This window comes from Pseudomonas nabeulensis, assembly GCF_004682045.1.
GTDB lineage: Bacteria > Pseudomonadota > Gammaproteobacteria > Pseudomonadales > Pseudomonadaceae > Aquipseudomonas > Aquipseudomonas nabeulensis.
Window position 1 is genome coordinate 1 of sequence record NZ_QUZT01000091.1, and the last position, 20050, is coordinate 20050.

A 20050-nucleotide genomic window follows, 5' to 3' on the forward strand; every position below is an offset into this window, starting at 1 on the left:
GGCTCCACCATTTCATCATCTAAAGACGTCCACGGACGTCTTTTTTTGTGCCTGAAATCCAGCAAATACGGGGCCTTCAGCACCACCAGCGTCCACGGACGTCCAGGAACAGCCACGCTTTATGGCATTCCAAATGGCATTCCAAGCCCAATAGTGCTAATTTTTGGAATGCCAACTCCATCCTGGAATGCCAATGTGCGCACAAGCGGTTCGCCTCTCTGAACTCAAAATCAAATCTGCCAAGCCTGCGGAAAAGGACTACGTACTGTTCGATGGCGGCGGACTTCAAATGCGAGTGAGAAGTAATGGCTCAAAGCTATGGAACTTCAACTATCGACACCCCGTGACGAAGAAGCGGATCAACATGGGCCTCGGTACCTTCCCTGAAGTCTCGCTAGCGCTGGCACGAAAAGGCTCTATTGCAGCTCGGGAAATACTTGCCCAAGGCCTCGATCCCAAAGAACAACGGGATGCAGTGCTGCAAGCAAAGCAAGCTGAAACCGAGCACACATTCCAGAATGTCGCGACGTCCTGGTATGAACTGAAGAAGGATGCGGTGACACCAGCTTATGCCGAGGACATCTGGCGTTCGTTGACGCTGCACGTTTTTCCAGACTTGGCCACCACACAGATTTCAGCAATCAGCGCACCACAAGTCATCAACCTTCTTCGACCACTCGAAACCAAAGGTAGCCTTGAAACCGTTAAACGGCTGTCACAGCGACTCAACGAGATCATGACTTACGGGGTCAACTCAGGACTGATACACGCAAACCCACTCAGCGGGATTCGCTCCGTCTTCAAGAAGCCGAAAAAGAAAAACATGGCGGCACTTGCTCCAGATGAGCTGAAAGAGCTCATGATGGCAATTGCCAATGCCAGCATAAAAAGAACTACGCGCTGTCTGATTGAATGGCAGCTCAATACCATGACTCGCCCAGCGGAGGCTGCAACCACGCGCTGGGTCGACATCGACTTCGAGAAGAAGATCTGGACGATTCCTGCTGAGCGCATGAAGAAACGCCGCGTACATATCGTGCCGCTCACAGATCAAGCATTGGCACTGCTGGAGGCAATCAAACCCTACAGCGGACACCGAGAGTATGTATTTCCTGCAGACCGGGACCCTCGGACCCATTGCAACAGCCAGACCGCCAACATGGCGCTAAAGCGCATGGGCTTCGAAGGTCGGTTGGTGAGCCATGGCATGCGATCAATGGCCAGCACTACTCTCAACGAACACGGCTGGGATCCTGAGTTGATTGAGGTAGCGCTTGCACACGTCGATAAAGACGAGGTCCGCAGCGCCTATAACCGAGCGGACTACATCGAGCGCAGGCGTCCAATGATGAAGTGGTGGAGCGAGCACATCCAAGAAGCAGCTACCGGCAATCTTTCGATCTCGGCAATCCAGAACACCCGAGACACGAAGGTCGTCTCAATACGCTAACGAAGTAGCTTCAACAGGTGATAAGTAATCTCTAAACCATGACCGTCGGCTGTCTGGGCTGTACATAGGCTTGCCTCCATCTCTCAGCGTGCACCTCAAGCAGCCGACTCACGCGATACAGACATCTACAGATACTCTTTCATCTGACGCCGGTAGGATAGGACACACGTAAATGATGAAGGAGGTCTTTCGGTAGCACTGCGGGGAGCTTCGCAGTGCCGTTATTGGACAATTGGATGACCACTGTCTTGTGAAGGCCAGCGAATTTCACTTGGACTTTTTCCAGCACATGTTTGCGCCCGGCTAGTAGAACATCAGTGGCTTCACGCACATCTCTTAGCCCTTTGAGCAATATTTTCCCCGTCACACCTTGGTCTATTTCGACGCCCGAGACCTGAAGCGAATCGACAGTGATTTCCTGATCCACGGCAAGCTGCAGCGCCGAGACCCACTCAATCAGGTTAACCGTAATAGGCGTAACTACTAGGTTGAAACTGCAAGCTTCGAGCAGCCGACTGATAAATTCTTTGATACTGCGCTGATAATGTCTTAGCTCAATGTGGGGCGACGAATCAAAGAGAGTGAACTCTGTTGTGCGGTACCCAACCCGATCAAACACCTCTTCAGTACCAAAAGGAGTTGAGATCACTTCTTGGTAATTGTACTTTTCGATGTAACGCCCCTCGACGAAGTCGTCTCGAATTCGTTCTATAGCGAAGCCATCCATTCTCTCATCCGTAAATGGCGTCTCAACGAGCTTCTTCCCAACTGCTCGAATTGGTAAGGGCCATTGGGCATGAAGCCATCTAACCCTGTTCATGTTGGTTCTCCTTGCGGCTCAGCGCTCGCTTGAGCTTTCGCTCTCAGTTCCCTGATAACTTTCGCCGCGGTTTCTTCAATAACACCCAGATAGGTTTCTTTGTCTTCGACACTGACCGGCCGAATCGTCTTGGTGTACTCAAGCTCAACGATACGATAGGCGCCTCGGACAAAGTACTTGAACCCCTTTCCTTGCATCGGATCCTCAAAAGCAGCCTCAAACTCCACCATAGGTTGTGGTGCTTTATTCAGCACCGAGCGCCATATGATCGACGTGATGAAAAAGCCTTTCCGGGTCAAACTCTGGTACTCCTCAGACGCCAGAAGTGTCTCACCTTTCAGTGCGACATTCTTGACCAGAGCCAAGGCCTCCTCTTTGGCCACCTCAGCTTCCTGGTCATCGTCCAGATCGAGCTCGTCTTCCTCAGGTTCCTGGGGCAAGCGCTCGACTTTCACACTAGTGACGTTCTTCAGCGAGAACCCCGTTAGATCTCTGATCAGAGAAGTAAAGAACTCTGTGCGCAATGCTGATGATTGAAACTCGCCGAGTTCGATGCGGATAGCGGGGATTTCAGCCTTGGCCTTGGTATCCAGCTTGCCCTTGAGCTTCGAGTAGATAGCCTTGACACGATCATTGGCAGGCATCCGAATGACCGTCTTGTCCGCCGATACGTGGAACTCGATCAAGGCTTCTTTGGGTGTGCGCTGAACGAGCCGCGTTTTGCCATAGTCAACGTCGGAGTACTTAATGTTGGCGACCACTTGGTTGCCGCCCTTAATCTGCTGAGTGACCTTCTCGTCCTCCGGGGACTCCTCAATGTACTCTCTAATAATCTCCCGGATTCCTTCCACGGTCAGCGCGGTTGGTAGCGTTACCGACGTGAGCTTTTCCTGCCGGCCAGAATGCTCACGCTGTTCCAGCAGGGTATTAAGATCGTGATAGTCATGTGGAAGGAGCGAAATGGCGCTGACCAAATCATCCCGGCTGTCCTTGGCAGAAAAGAAAATCCCCCTGTCCTTCGCAAGCTCTAGCAGAATCTTTTCGTTGATTTTCTGCTTAGCAGACATCAAGGCGTCGTAAATTTCCTTATCCGTAGCACAGTACTGAAGCGCGTTTTTGCTCATTGCCGAGACAACTCCAGTTCACAGAAAGTGGTACGGACGTGCTCAAGTTTGCCGAAGTCAATGGAGTCTAGGATCTGCCTAAGGTCTCCACCGCCTTGATAGTCAGCGACGTACTGGTCTTTTGCTTTGGCAAAATTAGCTGAAGCATTCTGATGCGGGTCGACCATGCGGATAGTGACCTCCGTTTCGGCCTTAATTACCTGGTAGTGCATCAGATACTCGATGAGATACAGAAACTCATCTGTTGTGAATCCCCGCTTACGCATGAAGATCACGAAACCCTGCTTACTTCCATTCTTGGGGTTTACATAGGACAGGATGATCCAAGGTGCGGTCAGCATGTCCAGCGTGGCTGCCTTAGCGTGCTCCAATTGGACATTCTTTCTGCGAACCAGATGGGGGTAGTAAAACTTGCAGTAATCCCGTTCCGGTAGGAGACCTGCACCTCCGCGAAGGTGGATAATTTCGTGGTGAACGTTGTTCAGCCAGTAGATATCGTCAGGCCCCATCACAACGATTTTAGAACCTTTGGGTATGTCCAATTCATCGCACTTTACCTTTTCTAGGATTTTGGCGAAGTCCTTGTCATACTCACTATCGTGGTTGTATACGAAAAGGAGTCCCTGGATATTTGCCGATACATCCGGATGGATGTAGGTTTCGCTAAACTCTCGGCTGATCTCGGCGCATCGCAGACTCTTGGCAAGACTCTCGATTGCCTCTCGGATAGCCTTCGTTTTAATGGTGCCCTTCGCGTAGCTCTTGAGATCGCAGTTCACATATGTGCGGGACTGAGAATAGGGCTCGTTGTACCAAAAAACGACATCTGAGGGATGGGTCTTGACCTCATGTACGTCCTGGTTCTCGCACGGCCAATTGATATTGGTGTGCTCCATACGCCCCCAGAGAAACTCGTTGAAAATGCCTTTCGACAGCTTCTCTGCCATCTTTGCGATGTTTATCGTCTCGGCCATGATTCCGTGGGCTCTTTATGTAGTAAAAGCAACACTAGCACCATCACGGCGCTAATGCCGGCACAGTAAACACGTTAGTCCAGCTACAAGGTGATCCGTTATCCGCTGGGCACGAATACCATAATCCTTGATTCTGAGGAAACTGTCTGAACAGTGACGACTGACTGGAACCAACCGCTAGATATCCTTCCTGAAAGCTACCCACATCAGCTTCGGTTAACCCCCGTCAGCTCTTTGCATTCCAGTAATGCAACATTTCTGACCTCCATCTTCTTCGCTGCTATGCCGAGTCCAGTACCAGTTCACCGAATGGAACTTGCCGCACCTGGCCGGACGAGAAAGAGTAAAGTCTATTTCTCCGAACTGCGCTCAACTAGCCTGCGAAGACGTGCTGGATCAAAAAGGCCTCCAGCCCGTCTTCCAAGACACGCACAATGCCGCCATTCGGTGTGGCCCAAACCAGAACTTTCCGTGCCTGGTTGTCGTATAGATAGTACTGACCATCACCAATCTCCAGCAGCGGTACAGTATTTTCCGGGTAGTTCTGGTCACGGCCCAGGTCCGAGAATGCGGCAAAGACATTCAGGTAATAGTCGTCAGGCACGCCTAAGCCATACGTTTCGTAGGCGTCAAAGACAATGACTCCAAAGGTCGACAGGTAGCGCTTGTATTCGTCAGACAGTGAAAACCCCAGTTTCCGCTCAAGATTCTGGATGCTGGCGGTATCTACTGGACGGGTGTTGGCCTGATGGAGATCAACGAGTTGTTCAAGTTTTTTCATAAAATTCGCCCTCAGCGCTGATTCTCAATCTGTTCGGCTCGCGCCTTCCAGTAGTCTTTTCGCTCTTTATCGAAGTCTTCGCGATTGATCTCGGACTCCTTCTGCTTGTTGTGCAGCACGTTGTCGTTTCCGCTGCCACGGTGCTCAGCGCTGGTCAATTCTGCCAATGGCGAGTCCTGTTTCTGGCCGATGTGATGTAACTCGATCGGCTTTCCATTGGCATCCAGCGGAGCCCTTCCCGACTTCATCCGGTCCAGGTTAGTGGTGCCCATGGCATCTTTTTGATCGTAATCGATGTCGGTACGAATCAGTGCATCCTTGCCGTTGACCTCGGCCGGCTCAAGATTGGCCCCTTCATAGATTTTCGCTTCGGCTTCACTGCCGATGGCATCCAGAACCTCTTTAGGAACGCCCAGCAGCTCAAGCCGCTCACGTGTTTCCGCCGACATTTCAGGAAGCTCCAGACGGGTTTCCTGGGTGAGCACGATAGGTCGATCGAGCTCGACAACGATCAGGCAGCGGTCCGGCATTTCACGGGCCAGTAACGCCAGGCTGGACGGAACCTCGGATTTTTCAGCAAAGAAATTTTCAAAGTTCACAGAACACTCCCTATTTCGATGCGCGCACGCCATGCGGAATAAATATCGATATGGCTCTCGTGCTGCAGGCTGTAGTCCTTCATCAGGCACTGCTGGGTAGCCAGGGTCAGCTCAGCGTTCAAGCCTGTCGCTCGCTCGTGGAGTAGCAGGTCAAGTTGATTGCTTAGATGCCCGTAGTCGGTCGCCGTTTGAATGATCTGCTGGACCTGCTGCCGGCAACCGAGCACATCGACCACCAACTGTGCAGCGTAGGCAAATGCCTCGGGCTTGCACAACGCCGACGGCAGCTCTTCCTTGCGGGCGTTGAGCGCCTCAAACAGCGCGATTTTGCTGCGAGCCAGCAACGGCAATTCACACAACCCTTCTTCCAACAACGCTAAATCCAAGGCGACTGGCGTGCGTATACGGTTGCTCAGCAGCAGGTTGAGAACCTGCAGGTTGAACTCCTGGCTACGCACTGCGCGCTTGTCATGGGCCGTATACACATAGGGGGCTTCATGCCCGGCGAACTTCTTCACCTGACACAGCACCGGCTCCAGCCAGTCATTTTGATAAACGATTGCTACGCCTTTGGGTAACTTGGCGATCTCTTCGAGTTGATCATCACGCAACGCCACCGACTTGCCAATTAAACGACGGTCCATTTCATCCGGCAGACGCATGATGATTTTGGTGTTGGTGTTGCGAATCGCGGCGATATCCACCGCGTGGGGCGACTGGTCGGCAATGATGAAACCTTCACCATAGGTACGCATTTCCGCGATGGCGTTGGTCAGCATCTCCACTGACTTGCCGACCACATTTGCCCCTTCAGCACCGCCTTCGGACGGGCTGCGCTTGAGGATGTTGTGCGCTTCCTCAAGGACCGTGACGTGGCGCAGCGGCTGGTTCATGCCACCACCGGCCATTCGGTGCTCACTCAGGCGCATCACCAGGATCCCCATGATCAGGGCCTTGGTCTCGGATGAACCGATGCGGCTGAGGTCAACGATTGCGCTCTGATCAAAAAGCACTGCGCTGTCGATTTCATTGGCGGTAAAAATCTGCCCATTCAAGCCATTGGTCAGGGATTTGATCCGCGTGGACAACGAACCGATGTAGTTACCTTTGAGTTCCTGGGAGTACGCCGAGGCCTCAATCACGCTTTGCAGGGTACTGAGCAGATCACTGAACGTAGGAAACAACGCATCGCTGTAACGGTTGGTCGACAAGTCCAAGTCCCAACCACATTGCTGATACGCCTGCAGAATCGCCTCTTTGAGTACCGCAGGCATTGCGGCATACATCGGCCAGCAGACGTTGAAGATTTCCACGAGCCGATCAACGTGCTCCAGCACATGAATGGCCAACGGGAAGCGGAACGGGTTGATGCGCAACAATTCACTATGGGCCGGATGCGTACCAAATACATTGACGTCATCGCGATGACCGAAGACGTGTTTGTACTCGCCCTTGGCCGGTTCGATCACCAGAAATGGCACGCCGGCGGCGCTGATTTGACTGAGCATTTCATACAGCGTGTTGCTTTTACCGGCGCCGGTCGAACCACTGACAAACACATGGCTGGCCAACTGGTCGAGGCTCAACTCGATCTTTTGCGGCAGGTTTTCCCACAAGTGGCGGATGTTGCCCAAGGTCAGTGTCTTGCCCTTGCCTGGCTCACTGCTGTGACCATCCAGGCGCTGCACCTTGCGGCCGAACGCCTGGGTTTCCAGCACGGCCACCGTGGAGGTGGAGCGACGGGGCAGGCTCAGCTGAATCGCCATCTCCTTACCTGACACCAGCGTTGCGGGTGTGAGGTAACTGATCGGGATCTTTTTCGAGAACCCCGGTTGCAATTGCGGGTGGCTGAACGCGCTGAGCCAATCCAGCACGGCGGACTTGTTGGCAGATTTCCAGGTGGTCAGGGCGAAGTCTTCATGGCTGGACTTGCTGCCGCGTACCAGCCCAAGAAAGATGCTCGCCAACGATTCGGACGACGCGGTGCTGTCACCGATGAAATATGCCGCCGAGTTCCAGCCACCGTATGTCTTGGCCTCGTCGATGCGCTCGAGGTGGTGATCGATTTTGCTGAGCAACTGCTCGATGGTCTTGTCCACGGTCTCAATCGAAATCTGCCGATTAGAGCCCATGGTTTTGTTCAACGAATGGGTGTCGGTGGTGCTGGTGGTATGTGTGGTCGACGTGGTCTTCGACGCGGCCTCACTGAAGGAAGTGCCGTGGCTTTCGTTGCGACCGGTGGAAGTCGAATGGCTGGTGCCAGCGGTGCGTTGTTCGTTGAGCAGCGCAGCGGCGGCCGAGCCGATCTGACTGCCGAGCATCGCGCCCAACTGCCCAAATGCCGCGCCGCCCGCCATACCCAACACATTGGCACCGAGGGCGACCGTTTTGGAGGTCATTGTCTGCGCACTGAACGACTCGCTGGTACCGGTTGTGTCGGTGGTCGATGTCCCCAGCGTTGTCGAAGTGCCCTTGGTCTCGGTCAGCCCAAGGCTATGCCCAAGGGAGTCACTCAAGCCCTGGCTGATGCTCAGCCCGACGGAATCGCTGTCCTGCTCGCCGAACGATAATTGTTGCTTGAGCAATGGCGAAAGTTGCGTGGCGACTTGCTCATATCCGGCGCGGATCAGGTCAAGGTTCTGCGACGAAACCGGCTCGGCAAGGATGATCGCGTAATACACCCGGCGCTCAGCCGCATCGATAAAACGCTCGAGCCCTTGCATGAAGTGCTCGCGGTTCTCCGTCGACAACGCAGGCACACCCGTGACCGCAGTGATGCTCGCCGAAGGATTGGCCTTCTCGGCCTGTACCGCACCCAGCAAGGCGTCTGCATCCTGTTGTTGCAGGGGCACTAACGAACTGCCCGAGAAGTGCCCCTTGAAAGTCTCCCGCAGCAACTCGCCGGAACTGTGCCCGAGGGTTTTGCCGGGCTCACCCCTGGTACCGATGTAAAGGTCGGTTTCGATACCATTGGAGCGCAATATCAGGAAAACCGAGTAACCCGCAGCACCCAGTGCGGTGTAAGCGGCCGTGGTGCTTTCCAGTACGGATTGTTTGTTGTCCTGGACGATGCGCTCGATGCGAAAAATCCGCACGTCACTGGCGGCGTTGAACCGCAGCCCTTTCTCGGCAAAAGCATGAACCGGATAACGCTCCAGCTCCGACAGATAACTGCGATTGATCAGTGCACGCCCGGCTTCAAGGGTCAGACCGGCGTTATCACGGATATCCTGCACTGCGGTGCGGGTCAGCATTGAAGTTGTCATAAGCTCACCGAACCAATGCCACGAGGAACACCACCACCGCTGCAATCGCACCGCCAATCAGCAGCGCGGCTTTGAAAGCTGGGTTGCGTTCCGCTGCGCCGCCGGGAATGGATTGGCGGGAGTTGGCGCTTGGCGCTTGTGCCGCTGGGGGAGCGGAGTGTATGCCGGAGGCTTTGTTGGGCTCTGTCGACTTGGTCGAAGCGAAGCCCTTAACTGCGCTGTTGCGCAAATGTTCGCGAACTTCGATCAGGTGCAAAAAGCGCTTTTCCGAGAAGTTAGTTTTCAGATAAGTGACCTGTAGATCGTAATAATCTTCGGTCCATTGATTGTGATCTGCTATAGGTTCACGCGCGAATGCGCCCTCTGAAACGGCCTCGAATATCCCGGAAACACTGCCTTTGACCCACGCCAGCGCCGCGTGCAACTCGGCGCCATCCAGACGACGATCGTTGAGTTCCATGCGCATCGCGGTTCGAATCGTCAACAAGTCGCCGTCATCGACAAACTGCTTGAGGTTGCTGGAGGGCTGGTAATCGAAGGACGCACTTTTCATCGGAGCTTTTCTCGTGGGTGAAGCGGCAATGGTGGGTGTGAATCCCTTTTCGTTTCGTTGACGAAACACGTCTCGGACCTGGATAAGGTGTTCCAGCCGCTCCTTGGAAAAGTTGCGGGTAGCGAAAAACTTTTGCCGACTGAAATAGTCCGAATTCCAACTCACGGGGTCCACATCAATGGCGCGAGTGATGCCATCCACCTCGTGAGTGTCCATCACCCCCGGACACTGTTGCGCGGCATCCACCAACTGCCTCAACAACTCGGTGCTGACCTGCGTGTCATCGAGCGCCGTCAAAAACTGCTCACGGACTTTTCCAATCATTGTGGCGGTAGTCGTCATAGAAGCTCCGAATTCAAACGGCGAGGGTGTTGTCGAGTTTTTCTTTGAATTGATTGATCCACGCCTCCAGTTCACGAGCCTCTTCAAGGGCTTGTTTACGAACGTCGCGATCCGTCATTTTTTCTTTGAGCGAGTCAATCAACTCATTGAACTTGGTGTCGAACTCACGCCCCATAAAAGCCGTGAATTGATCAATCAGAACAGTCTTGCCATTGTCGATTTCCGTACGAGCGGCCACTACCAATCGAGCAAACTCGGTTTCGATACGAGTGCTGCGGTCTTTCCAGAGCTCGCCAAGGTCAACGGACTTCTCTTCGCCATATTGGTAAACCGTGCGGGTAGACCCCCACGAGAAAGGGTTGTACCAACTGCTGTCACTGACCTCATAGCTGCCCACCACCACTTCTTTGGTCTGGACCTCATGACTCTTAATGGTGAGATTGAAGGAAATATCACCCGCAGCTTTTTGAAGGCTATCCAGAATGGGCAACTTCAAATGCTGGCAGTCCTTGAACAGATCAACGATATAGCGCTGGTATTCCGCCTGAAGGTCTTCTCGAATGACTTGCTGGCTAGTGATGAACACCGTCTCATACACATTGATGAGTTTCCGGTGCTGGAACTGAAGTTCCTCTTCAACCTCCTTGACACGCATTTCAGCGATGCGCGGTTCAACCGCTCCGGTGAAACGCTCACTGACCGTTCTGAGGTACTTGCCCGAAGAACTTTCCAGGGCGATGAGTTCATCTTCAGTGGCCCGTGGCAACGCTTTACCTTCACGCGCGATCTTGTCCTTGTAGGCCTGCGTATCGAACCCCTGCTCCTGCCGATACTCCAGCGCCTGGATCTCTTCATTGATATGCGCCAGCGTCTTCTCGTCCTGATCCAATTGCTCGATCAGTTGCGTTTCGTTGAGTCCGACCTCAATGGCTTTGGTCATCGCGTCATAGGCGCGCTTGACCCGATGCGGGAAATTGTACTTGTCGATGTACTCGTCAATCATCGTCTCGACCGCCGGCAAACCACTGCTCAGTACGATCTCCGGGAGTTGTTTCTCTTGCAAGCTACGTTTGACCCGCTCGGTAATCGGCATGTATTGCAGCAAGTTCATGCTCGGCTCTTCACCAAACATGTCCATCATGGAGTTCAACTCGCCGCGCTCCTTGCGGGAATGCAAGTGCTGGGGCTTGCGAAGCAGCCGCGTCAGGTTGGCCGAAACCGGGTAGATCAGCGGATTGGAAATACCGTTTTCAACCAGATAGTTTTTGACGCGGGCCAGCACGGATGGCAGGTCCTCGCCTTTCTCCGGGTCGAACACATCCATTTTGTTGATGACGAAAATGAACCGATCCTTGCTCTGCTTACCACCCTTGCGCATGGTTTCGGCAACCAGCCCCAACAAATTTTTGTCGTCGTTGGTGCCCAACTGGCTGGCATTGAGCACATACAGAATCAGCGGGTTGCGCTGCGAGTCCTGAATGAAGCTCATGGTTTTGAGCTGGTGTTTTTCATCCTGGCTATTGTTTGGGCCGGGGGTGTCGGTCAATACCAGGCGTACGCTGTCACGGTCTTGAATCGCGTGAATTTTGCCCTCGATATCGATGCGCATCGTATCGGGCAGGCTGTTCCATGCCTGCAGCACTTCCAGGCTCACGGCATCGCTATTTTCCGCAACACGGTGATCATTAGTCACGCGTTGGGCGGCGAAGCGTTGGCCCATCGATGCGTTGTCGGTGATCCGGGCAATGGTCGCGGTAGTGGCTTCGTTGGCCGCAGGCAGCAGGTCCTGGCCAAGCATGGCGTTGATCAGCGTCGACTTGCCCGAGGACATGGTCGCAACCACATACACGTCGAAATCCTTGTTGAACGCTTCCTCAAAGGACTGGCTGACGTCGGCATTGTCCCGAATGAAATGCTCAAATTCAGGATGAAGCTTGGCCTCTTCCATCAACTCACGAATACGGGTCAGGCGCTCTTCGGCCGGGTCCGCTTCGATAAACTGCAGGGTGACCTGCATTCCTTTGTCCGTCGCAACTTTTGCGGCGTCAACCACGTCCAGGTAATCCGACTCGACCCCTCTGAAAGTGACATCAAAGTTATTGTCGCCGTTGAACAACTGGCTCAATTCATCAAACAGCTTTTCGATCCACACTTGCAGCCGCGATTCTTTATAGCTCGACAGCTTGCAGCCTTCGGCCGGCGGTTGGCCACTGATCAGAAACTGAGTCTCGACGATGAAGGGGTTGTGGATGATTTCAATAGTATTCATGGTTGCTCATCTAATCGGCGTTGATGATGGATAAGGGCTTCAACGGTTTTAAGCCCGCTGATGGTGACCAGTTGCTGCAATTGGTTTTTATCGTAGGCCCGGGTATCTGTTTCCTTGTCCTGCTGTTTGCGTTCGAGGTTGTAGAGCGCCTTGCCGACGCGGCGCTTGATCAGGTCTGGCGCGACAGTGGCATTGAGCAAGGCTCGTTTGTTGGCGTCCAGGTCATCGAGAACCTGGCGCAACTTGGAGCGTTGCGCGCGCGTCAGTGTTTCGGCACTCAGAGCCTTGCGCGCGTACAGCGCTGCACTGGCCATTGTCGGAATGATGATCGGCTGCTCAAAACCGATATCGCGCAAATAGCGCTGGGCGTTGTGCACATAGCCTTCAATGCTTTCGCCCTTCTCCGGATCGAGCAAATCCACTTTGTTGAGGATGAAATAAATCGGCTGGGCAGGCTTGGCGGCGAGTTCTTCGCGCAGCTGTTCGAGCAGCAACCGGTCGTCACGGGTCCCCAGCTGACTGGCGTTGAGCACATAGCAAAGCGCCTTGAACGACACATTGCGGATAGCCTCCAGCATCAGTCTGGCGTGGCTCTCATCCTGGCTGTTGTTCGGCCCAGGCGTGTCGTGAAGTACCAGCCCGGGCGCCGGGCGCGGTACCACTTTGAAGGTTCCGGCCAAGCTGATGCGCTTGACCTCGGCATTGGCGTTCCAGTCCCGCAGTAACGCTACTGACGGCGAACGCTGGGAGGCCAATTCGGTGTCGTTGTAGCAATAGCAGGCACCACTGAATCGCCGGGCACCCTGGCGATGCTCGACACGGGTCACGCAGGCAGTGGTGGCTTCATTGGCGGTATGCAGCAGTTCCTGGCCAATCAGTGCGTTGATGAATGACGTTTTGCCTGCGCTCATTGTGGCCAACACCAACACATCGAAGGTGGCGGTGCCAGCAGACACCGAATTCCCGGCTTTTCGGGATTTTGTAGGCGTAACGGTAGAGCGCGTCATCAGCTTGTATCCCTATTGCCCGGTGCCTTGGGCACCCGACAAGTGTTAATCCATTGGCAGTTAAACGGCCGCAGTCTTCCACGGCCATGCGACAGTTCATGTCGCGTAGTCAGTTGACGCGTAGAGGTTTTGCATACTGTTCAATCTGGCGCTGATCTCATCGACCCAGACCTGCGGCCCATGCACACGGATGTTGTCGTTCAGGCCAAAGATCCACCACAGCGTTTCACGATCCAGCGGCACTTTGGCGCGCAGGCGTATCCAGGTATGCGAGGGAATATCGCTCAAGGTCTGCTCGTGACTCAGTGGGGTTTCGCCGAGCAGGAAGGCAATCTGCGGATGAACATCCGCGATCAGCTCCACCTGTATATTGGTTTGGCGATGGCTGAAAATACCGCTCGCGATGTAATCGTCCACATCAAAGGTGGCGTGCAGAACGGACGGCTCATCGAGTACTCGAACATGCTGAATACGGTGCAGGGCAAACTGGCGCAAATCGCCATAGCCATCTACAGAGGCCAGCAAGTAGCTGATGGCATGCCGCGATACCAGGCCCGCCGGATGCAGGCGAAACTGTTTGAGTTCGCCCTTGCTCCGACTCTGATAGGTCACTTGCAATTGCCTGCGCTCCAGCAAAACGGCAGACACTTCCCCCCAAACTTCGGGATCGATCGCAGCGGGCAGCAAGGTTTTCCCATTGGGAATCGCACGAACTCTTCGCGCCCAATCGGCCAATCCGTTGTGGCCGAGATCGCCTAGGAAGTTACGCGCACGTCGAAATTGTGGACCGAGCTGGTCCAGAACAGTCTGTGGCAACAAGGTAGTAAGATGGCTTTCCGACAGATACAAGGCCAGTGCGGTGGAAGCATCCATATCCTCCAACTTCAGTGGCGCATCCCGTGTGAAACTCCAGCGGAAAGGGATCTCGCTATCGTCGCATTGCAACGAGAAAGGTATCGATAACCGATTCAAATCACGCTGAACCGAGCGAAGTGTCACGGAAAAACCTCTATCGCGAAGCTTTTCGAGCAGGGTCGGGGTTGCAATACGCTGCGGCTCGGTGGGAATCAGGCGCAGTAATGCGAATAGCCTGAGCAGCGTATCCTTCGCTTGAGACATGGTGACTACCTTGTTTGCAGTTCAACTGATAGCCCGCAGGCTGATGCCAATTTGGCATCGATGCTACTGACTAAAATGGCTTATTGCCATCTATTGTGGTCAACATGAGACTTTAGTCTTTCGACAGCGGGGCGCCAAACTTGAGATTCTGCTTTCCTCTCAGCCGGGAGAAGACTGGCGCCCTGCCTTGTCACGCTTCAGTTCGCTGTACTCGCAATACAGTTCATAGCCTTTCTTCAGCACCACACAAAAACCTATGACGGCAAACAGATTTTTCATGATCGTAATCTCCTACGTTTTTTGGTCATTTTCCAAGGTAGAGCGACAAGGTGTGTCGCGACTCTGAAGCGTCAATCGTTGAGGCTAAGAAATTGATCCAAGCGGGTTCTGAGGATTTCATGACGATTGGCTTCTCGCCCCTCCAGCGAAGGGGTATGACATTCAGGACAGAGGATGAACGCTGCTTGGCCGAGCGATGCCAAATCGTTGTGAGGTAGAACTGTTTCTTTCCAAGAACAGTAAGCGCACACAAAGGTGAACGGACGCGGGGAGATTGCCATAGCGGTGTCCTAAGCTGTCGGATGGCGCTAGCTTGGGGTACAGGTACGACAATGTGTGTCGCCTCATTTAACAGACAAAACTCATCATAATTGCGGTCGAATACAAGCGGATAAGTGTGTTCGCTGCCCTAGCGACCAAATCACGTGCCCATAGGCGTACTAATTCGATTCAAAAAAATCCCAACTCTACATAACAGCAATGACACCATTATCAGGAAGGTTCATCCCATGTCATTGCAGTGTCCTCGTTGTAACTCCCCTAAAGTCGCTTCATTCCATCACGCCATGAAAGTTGGCGCGGCCATCGGCACCTTGGGTGGTGCCGCGCGCGGCGTCAGTACTGCTTTGGCTGGAGGCCAAGCGGGCGCGCTTATTGGCGCTATCGCCGGCCCTGTCGGTATCACACTCGGTTCGGTATCGGGTGCCATCCTCGGTGGGCTGGCCGGCGGTGTCGGTGGCTGTGCCCTCGGCGCCCAGTTGGGTGAGTCGCTCGATCGCCACGTCCTGGCCCATAACCTCTGCCTGCTATGCGGCCATCGATTCAACCTCCCGACATAACCAAGTCAACTTCCCCTCTATTTATTACGTCCGGACGGTGCTGCGCTCTGCGTGGCGCTGTATGCCGGCTTATGCCCAAAGGAATCACAATCATGGCTCATCTCATCGAAACTATGGCTTACGCAGGCGCAACTCCCTGGCATGGCCTAGGTAATCAGCTCACGCAGAAACAACCCATCGAAATCTGGCAACGCGAGGCCGGAATGGAATGGGCGATCCAAGAAAGCCCCGTTCATTTCAAAGCCGAAACTGTCGGCCATCTCGGCAGCATCCACTCTTTCCCCGAGCAGAAGGTGCTCTATCGTTCGGACACCAAAGCACCGCTGTCAGTGGTTTCCCAGCGCTACCACACCGTGCAGCCTCGGGAAGTGTTGGAGTTTTATCGTGACCTTACCGAGATCTCCGGTTACGAGCTGGAGACTGCGGGGGTACTCAAAGGCGGGCGTAAGTTCTGGGCATTGGCGCGCACCGGACAAGGCGCTGCCCTGAAAGGAAACGATCAGGTCAACGGCTACCTTCTGCTGGCCACATCCTGCGACGGCACCCTGGCCACCACGGCAACACCCACCACCGTGCGTGTGGTATGCAACAACACCCTGACGATAGCCCTAGACGGCTCATCTCGTGCAATCAAGGTGCCGCACAATACCCGCTTCGATCCGAAGACAGTGAAGAAGCAACTCGGCATAGCCGTCTCCGGTTGGGACGAGTTCATGTACCGCATGCGCCATCTCGCTGAACGCAAGGTCCAGTGGCATGAGGCTCTTGGATATTTCATGTCGGTGTTGTGTGAGGTCAATCCGAGCAATCAACTACCGGAGCAACTACCCAACGAACGCGCCCTGCGCAAGGTGCAAGAGCTGTATGACGGCCGTGGTCGGGGCAGCCAGCTCGAATCGGCGCGCGGCACCGCCTGGGGCTTGCTCAATGCGGTGACGGAGTACGTCGATCATGAGCGCCGCGCACGTAGCAATGAGTACCGCATGGACTCGGCGTGGTTTGGTCAGGGAGCGCAGATCAAGCAACGCGCCCTGGATGCAGCCCTGCGTCTCGCAGCTTAACCCTTCTCGTCAATCGCCACGCCCGATCAGCCTTGTACTGGTCGAGCGTATTTATGCCTGAAAGGTGAACACGATGAAAACAACCTCATTGAATAGTAGTACCTCTAAGCCCCGCCCTGCCCTTCGCCTGGTGAGCACTAAAGAGCTGCCGCGTGAGGACTGGCTCGCAGTGCGTAAACAAGGCATCGGTAGCTCCGATGCAAGCGCTGCGGTTGGGCTCAACCCGTACAAGTCGCAGTTGGAACTATGGCTTGAAAAGACCGGTCGCGATGCCACGTTACCGAAGATAGATCCTCATGATGAAGAAAGCCCAGCCTATTGGGGCAATGTGCTGGAACCCATCGTCGCTTGGCACTACAGCAAGCGCACAAAGAACAAGGTGCGACGGATCAACGCCGTGCTGCAGCATCCGAGTCCCGATTTGCCCTGGATGCTCGCCAACATCGACCGCGAGGTAATTGGCGCAGATGACGTGCAGATCCTCGAATGCAAAACCGCCGGCATAAATGGGGCACGCCTTTGGAAGGACGGCGTCCCCGAGTATGTGCAGCTTCAAGTGATGCACCAGCTCGCCGTCACTGGCAAGCTGGCCGCGGATGTGGCGGTACTGCTGGGCGGTCAGCACCTGGAGATCCATCGCATCGAGCGTGACGAGCAAATGATCGCTCGCCTGATCGAACTGGAGCGCAAGTTCTGGACCTACGTGGAAACCGATATCCCGCCACCGGCCGACGGTAGCGCATCGGCTGAAGCAGCTTTGCGCTGCTTGTACCCAGAAGACAACGGCCAGACCGTCGACTTCAGCAGTCGCGCCGGTTTAGCAGCGGCCTACCTGGAACTCAAGGCCGTTCGCCAGTCCATCGGCGAGAAGGAAACGCGCGAGGCCCAGCTCAAGCAGATACTGCTGCAGGCCATGGGCGAGGCCACCCGAGCGGAGTTTTCCAGCGGTTACATCAGTTGGAAGAAATCAAAGGACAGTGCGGTACTCGATGTCCAACGCCTATTGCAAGAGAAACCCTACCTACAAGTTCGCTACACCAAAACCAAGGAAGGCAGCCGTCGCTTCCTGATCAACTGACTCCGCTATTCCCCAACTCCCTACCCTTGGCCACTCCATTCAGTTCGCGCTGCGTGGCTGGCCTTTTTTTCATTTCCAGGAGAACCATCATGTTGAAAGGCTTAGCCCTGACACCCCCAGTGCTTGGACGCATCTCCATCGGCAAAATCGTCGAGAGAAATGGTAAGCGCCTGCCGGAGAAAGATGATCAGTTCACCATTACATCCCAGGTGCAAAGTAGGGATGGCTGGCTACTACACCCACTCAATAACGAACTGCGCCAGAGCAAGGAAGACAAGCTGCGCAGTATTCCTGTGCGCCTTTTGTTCAACGAGCCTGAGCTGAATTTCCGCGCCGACTACACCCTGTTCGACCGGCAGTCTGGCAGGCCGTTGTGCGTGGGCAATGGCGAGACCTGCAAGCGTGCCACTCAAGACGGCATGCAGTCACTGCCCTGCCCCTCGCCGGATGCGTGTCCATTGGCCAAAGGGAGTGCCTGCAAGCCTTATGGTCGGCTGAACGTACTCATCGGTGATGACGATCCGCTGGGCAGCTTCGTGTTCCGTACTACCGGCTTCAATAGCATCCGCACTCTGGCCGCCCGGCTGCATTACTTCCAAGCCATCTCGGGCAACCGCCTGGCCTGCCTGCCGCTGGAACTGCGTTTGCGCGGCAAGTCCACCCGGCAAAGCCACGGTACGCCGATCTTCTACGTCGATATCACCGTGCGCAGCGGCATGAGCGTGGACGAAGCGTTGCTCGGCGCTCGGCAGCTCGATGAAGCCCGGCAATCTGCGGGCTTCGATCAGGCCTCATTGGACTGCGCAGCGAAGCATGGGCTCGGCAACGGGGCGTTCGAGGACAGCGAGGAAGACGGTGGCGCCGTGATCGAGGAGTTTTATTCGAGCACGGATGCCGCCACCGGCGCTGCCGAGAGTGACGAACCGCAACCAGCACCCAACTCACTCGCAGGCAAGCTGGAAGCGCTCGCCTCGCACGCCATCTGATACCACTCCTGCCTGGACTGAATGCATCGGCCAGGCAGCCTCTTTCGGAGAGCCGTCATGACCCTGCTTCGATTTCTATTCTGCCTATTCATTTTCATCGGGGCTCTGGCTGCAGCAGGCGTACTGGTGCTGAGCATTCTGCTAATGCTGCGTTTCCCGCCGCTGCTGGTCGCCGTAGTCCTTGCGTGCTGGATTCTGAACCGCCTGTGCAAGCTGCTGCGCGCATCCGGCCAAGACAACCCCACGAGAAATCCCGCATCGCAGGGGTGACCTCAGCAACCTTTATGAGCGGCCAGACAGGGAATGGCCGCACTTAACCCATCAGGATAATGAACAATGATCAGACAATGTTTGATCTGCGACTCAAGAGCCGTCCTGCCCCAGGAGGTCGCAAGAGGCATTGCTCTGCTGGCCGGGCTGGCCGCCATCGCACCGACTTACCCATCTGCGCTGCGATTGGCTGAGGATGTCGCCAAATATCACTTCGCAGGCTTCGACTGTCTGTGCCTGCGCTGCGGCGCTTTATTCGATGAGGCGGTGAAGGAAGCTTCTGAGCAAGCGCCTCAGCCGACGTAAAGTAGCAACTCATTCACGACCGAGCCGGTCAACAAGACGCTCCACCACATCCATGACGAGTGCGCGGTCACCCGTATCCAGCGTGGACAGCAAATCGTAGAGCCTGCGCGCCTGGTCTTCTGGGCGTGAACTGCCCGCCGTCAGCAAGTCGGCGGTTTCACAGCCAAAAATTTCCGCAAATTCGACCAAACGCTCGATGTTAGGCATGACGATCCCACGCTCTATACGGGATACGGCCTCGCTTCCAATCCCAAGCTTTTCCGCAACCTGCTCCTGACTCAGCTTGCAACGAGAACGCTGGCGAGCAATTGCTTGACCAACAAGCTCCGCCAGCTGCTTCGATTCGGTTTTTGACATGCCACCCTCCAATTCAACTTGAATGGTTGGTCATCAACCTATTGACATGAAGGACTTATAAAACCGAGACTCGACCTAAAAAGTTGATATACGACTTTTTCTCCAAACCACTATCTCTTGCAGGGAGCTCAGAAAAGCCATGATCGTCGTAACCGGTCTGAATGAAGCGCAAATTGAAGGTCTCGTGAAGAGCAAAGCGTCCTTCGAGATCCATGGCCTCAGGGGCCATTTCATGGCAGGAATTAAACTTGTCGAAACCAAGATTGAAAGTCTGGGACTGAAGTGTCGAGTCACAAGTGATGTGAAAAGTACTGTGGTACAGGGCGGCGCACTTGGTGCTGTATTCAGCGTCCTAACAACACCTGCAACATTGACCATAGCAACATTGACGGCCGTAGCAGGTGTGGGCCATGCGCTAGTCACTTACAACCCCGACTACGAAATCCTCAAAGACTACGTCAATAAAAAACTCAGGGTCACGTACAAGAAATAGCTCTCAGATAGTTACCGAAAGCGACATTGATTGCCCCACGACACGCCGGGGTTCGCCTTCATCATCGGCCGTTAAGG

The 20050-nt window shown here is 54.7% G+C and carries 20 protein-coding genes; 9 read left to right on the forward strand and 11 right to left on the reverse strand.

Features of this window, described 5'->3' with window-relative positions; all coding sequences use genetic code 11:
* Both DYL61_RS31675 and DYL61_RS28790 read left to right on the forward strand, forming a co-directional pair.
* Positions 1-222 (forward strand): hypothetical protein (locus tag DYL61_RS31675; protein ID WP_238704620.1); only part of this gene is annotated, 222 nt, incomplete at its 5' end.
* Entirely contained in the window at positions 194-1450 is a 1257-nt protein-coding gene (locus DYL61_RS28790; RefSeq protein WP_135311181.1) for an integrase domain-containing protein, read from the forward strand. The genes DYL61_RS31675 and DYL61_RS28790, both read left to right, overlap by 29 nt.
* A 139-nt stretch (positions 1451-1589) precedes the next feature.
* Here the strand turns inward: DYL61_RS28790 and DYL61_RS28795 are convergent, their stop codons facing one another.
* The 10 genes from DYL61_RS28795 to DYL61_RS28840 all read right to left on the reverse strand — a co-directional run bounded on the left by DYL61_RS28795 (position 1590) and on the right by DYL61_RS28840 (position 14304).
* The gene (locus DYL61_RS28795) at positions 1590-2270 is read right to left on the reverse strand and encodes a hypothetical protein (protein ID WP_135311182.1); all 681 of its coding nucleotides are present in this window, start codon (positions 2268-2270) and stop codon (positions 1590-1592) included.
* Positions 2267-3394: a hypothetical protein gene (locus DYL61_RS28800; RefSeq protein ID WP_135290554.1), complete on the reverse strand. Its 1128-nt coding sequence runs from the start codon at positions 3392-3394 to the stop codon at positions 2267-2269. The genes DYL61_RS28795 and DYL61_RS28800 overlap by 4 nt, the downstream gene beginning before the upstream one ends.
* Positions 3391-4368, reverse strand: a complete 978-nt coding sequence (locus tag DYL61_RS28805) for a PD-(D/E)XK nuclease domain-containing protein (protein WP_135311183.1) — start codon at positions 4366-4368, stop codon at positions 3391-3393. Before DYL61_RS28805 ends, DYL61_RS28800 begins: the two co-directional genes overlap by 4 nt.
* 373 nt (positions 4369-4741) lie before the next feature.
* Entirely contained in the window at positions 4742-5149 is a 408-nt protein-coding gene (locus DYL61_RS28810; protein WP_135311184.1) for an SMI1/KNR4 family protein, read from the reverse strand.
* 11 nt (positions 5150-5160) lie between these two features.
* Positions 5161-5748 (reverse strand): HNH/ENDO VII family nuclease, encoded by a 588-nt coding sequence (locus tag DYL61_RS28815; protein WP_135311185.1) that lies wholly within the window; start codon positions 5746-5748, stop codon positions 5161-5163.
* On the reverse strand, positions 5745-9014 hold the full coding sequence (locus tag DYL61_RS28820) for an ATP-binding protein (RefSeq protein ID WP_135311186.1): 3270 nt from the start codon (positions 9012-9014) through the stop codon (positions 5745-5747). Before DYL61_RS28820 ends, DYL61_RS28815 begins: the two co-directional genes overlap by 4 nt.
* A 4-nt stretch (positions 9015-9018) precedes the next feature.
* On the reverse strand, positions 9019-9909 hold the full coding sequence (locus DYL61_RS28825) for a hypothetical protein (protein ID WP_135311187.1): 891 nt from the start codon (positions 9907-9909) through the stop codon (positions 9019-9021).
* A 13-nt stretch (positions 9910-9922) separates the two neighbouring features.
* A complete protein-coding gene (locus tag DYL61_RS28830) occupies positions 9923-12178 on the reverse strand; it encodes a dynamin family protein (protein WP_135311188.1) in 2256 nt (751 codons plus the stop codon).
* A complete protein-coding gene (locus tag DYL61_RS28835) occupies positions 12175-13185 on the reverse strand; it encodes a dynamin family protein (protein ID WP_238704621.1) in 1011 nt (336 codons plus the stop codon). The genes DYL61_RS28830 and DYL61_RS28835 overlap by 4 nt, the downstream gene beginning before the upstream one ends.
* Positions 13186-13281: 96 nt before the next feature.
* Complete coding sequence (locus tag DYL61_RS28840; protein ID WP_135311189.1) at positions 13282-14304, reverse strand: helix-turn-helix transcriptional regulator; 1023 nt, start codon at positions 14302-14304, stop codon at positions 13282-13284.
* Between the two features lie 845 nt (positions 14305-15149).
* On the opposite strand from DYL61_RS28840, the gene DYL61_RS31680 reads away from it, so the two are divergent.
* The 6 genes from DYL61_RS31680 (at position 15150) to DYL61_RS28875 (ending at position 19123) form a co-directional block, all read left to right on the forward strand.
* The gene (locus DYL61_RS31680; protein ID WP_238340729.1) at positions 15150-15422 is read left to right on the forward strand and encodes a complement resistance protein TraT; all 273 of its coding nucleotides are present in this window, start codon (positions 15150-15152) and stop codon (positions 15420-15422) included.
* A gap of 92 nt (positions 15423-15514) precedes the next feature.
* Positions 15515-16483: a DUF932 domain-containing protein gene (locus DYL61_RS28855; protein ID WP_135311190.1), complete on the forward strand. Its 969-nt coding sequence runs from the start codon at positions 15515-15517 to the stop codon at positions 16481-16483.
* 73 nt (positions 16484-16556) lie between these two features.
* Positions 16557-17561 (forward strand): YqaJ viral recombinase family nuclease, encoded by a 1005-nt coding sequence (locus tag DYL61_RS28860; RefSeq protein ID WP_135311191.1) that lies wholly within the window; start codon positions 16557-16559, stop codon positions 17559-17561.
* Positions 17562-17650: 89 nt separating this feature from the next.
* Positions 17651-18547: a recombination directionality factor gene (locus DYL61_RS28865; protein ID WP_135311192.1), complete on the forward strand. Its 897-nt coding sequence runs from the start codon at positions 17651-17653 to the stop codon at positions 18545-18547.
* A 57-nt stretch (positions 18548-18604) separates the two neighbouring features.
* Positions 18605-18817: a hypothetical protein gene (locus DYL61_RS28870; RefSeq protein WP_102666332.1), complete on the forward strand. Its 213-nt coding sequence runs from the start codon at positions 18605-18607 to the stop codon at positions 18815-18817.
* 66 nt (positions 18818-18883) lie between these two features.
* Positions 18884-19123, forward strand: a complete 240-nt coding sequence (locus DYL61_RS28875) for a hypothetical protein (protein ID WP_135311193.1) — start codon at positions 18884-18886, stop codon at positions 19121-19123.
* A gap of 9 nt (positions 19124-19132) precedes the next feature.
* Here the strand turns inward: DYL61_RS28875 and DYL61_RS28880 are convergent, their stop codons facing one another.
* Entirely contained in the window at positions 19133-19480 is a 348-nt protein-coding gene (locus DYL61_RS28880; RefSeq protein ID WP_135311194.1) for a helix-turn-helix domain-containing protein, read from the reverse strand.
* Positions 19481-19619: 139 nt separating this feature from the next.
* Here DYL61_RS28880 and DYL61_RS28885 point away from each other — a divergent pair, with 139 nt between their 5' ends.
* A complete protein-coding gene (locus DYL61_RS28885; protein WP_135311195.1) occupies positions 19620-19973 on the forward strand; it encodes a hypothetical protein in 354 nt (117 codons plus the stop codon).
* The last annotated feature ends 77 nt before the right edge of the window (positions 19974-20050 follow it).

What these genes read in the sequence shown, in the direction of transcription:
- DYL61_RS28790 (WP_135311181.1), top strand. Translation starts at nt 194, where the DNA reads ATGTGCGCACAAGCGGTTCGCCTCTCTGAACTCAAAATCAAATCTGCC.
- DYL61_RS28795 (WP_135311182.1), bottom strand. Translation starts at nt 2,270, where the DNA reads ATGAACAGGGTTAGATGGCTTCATGCCCAATGGCCCTTACCAATTCGA.
- DYL61_RS28800 (WP_135290554.1), bottom strand. Translation starts at nt 3,394, where the DNA reads ATGAGCAAAAACGCGCTTCAGTACTGTGCTACGGATAAGGAAATTTAC.
- DYL61_RS28805 (WP_135311183.1), bottom strand. Translation starts at nt 4,368, where the DNA reads ATGGCCGAGACGATAAACATCGCAAAGATGGCAGAGAAGCTGTCGAAA.
- DYL61_RS28810 (WP_135311184.1), bottom strand. Translation starts at nt 5,149, where the DNA reads ATGAAAAAACTTGAACAACTCGTTGATCTCCATCAGGCCAACACCCGT.
- DYL61_RS28820 (WP_135311186.1), bottom strand. Translation starts at nt 9,014, where the DNA reads ATGACAACTTCAATGCTGACCCGCACCGCAGTGCAGGATATCCGTGAT.
- DYL61_RS28825 (WP_135311187.1), bottom strand. Translation starts at nt 9,909, where the DNA reads ATGACGACTACCGCCACAATGATTGGAAAAGTCCGTGAGCAGTTTTTG.
- DYL61_RS28830 (WP_135311188.1), bottom strand. Translation starts at nt 12,178, where the DNA reads ATGAATACTATTGAAATCATCCACAACCCCTTCATCGTCGAGACTCAG.
- DYL61_RS28835 (WP_238704621.1), bottom strand. Translation starts at nt 13,185, where the DNA reads ATGACGCGCTCTACCGTTACGCCTACAAAATCCCGAAAAGCCGGGAAT.
- DYL61_RS28840 (WP_135311189.1), bottom strand. Translation starts at nt 14,304, where the DNA reads ATGTCTCAAGCGAAGGATACGCTGCTCAGGCTATTCGCATTACTGCGC.
- DYL61_RS31680 (WP_238340729.1), top strand. Translation starts at nt 15,150, where the DNA reads ATGAAAGTTGGCGCGGCCATCGGCACCTTGGGTGGTGCCGCGCGCGGC.
- DYL61_RS28855 (WP_135311190.1), top strand. Translation starts at nt 15,515, where the DNA reads ATGGCTCATCTCATCGAAACTATGGCTTACGCAGGCGCAACTCCCTGG.
- DYL61_RS28860 (WP_135311191.1), top strand. Translation starts at nt 16,557, where the DNA reads ATGAAAACAACCTCATTGAATAGTAGTACCTCTAAGCCCCGCCCTGCC.
- DYL61_RS28865 (WP_135311192.1), top strand. Translation starts at nt 17,651, where the DNA reads ATGTTGAAAGGCTTAGCCCTGACACCCCCAGTGCTTGGACGCATCTCC.
- DYL61_RS28870 (WP_102666332.1), top strand. Translation starts at nt 18,605, where the DNA reads ATGACCCTGCTTCGATTTCTATTCTGCCTATTCATTTTCATCGGGGCT.
- DYL61_RS28875 (WP_135311193.1), top strand. Translation starts at nt 18,884, where the DNA reads ATGATCAGACAATGTTTGATCTGCGACTCAAGAGCCGTCCTGCCCCAG.
- DYL61_RS28880 (WP_135311194.1), bottom strand. Translation starts at nt 19,480, where the DNA reads ATGTCAAAAACCGAATCGAAGCAGCTGGCGGAGCTTGTTGGTCAAGCA.
- DYL61_RS28885 (WP_135311195.1), top strand. Translation starts at nt 19,620, where the DNA reads ATGATCGTCGTAACCGGTCTGAATGAAGCGCAAATTGAAGGTCTCGTG.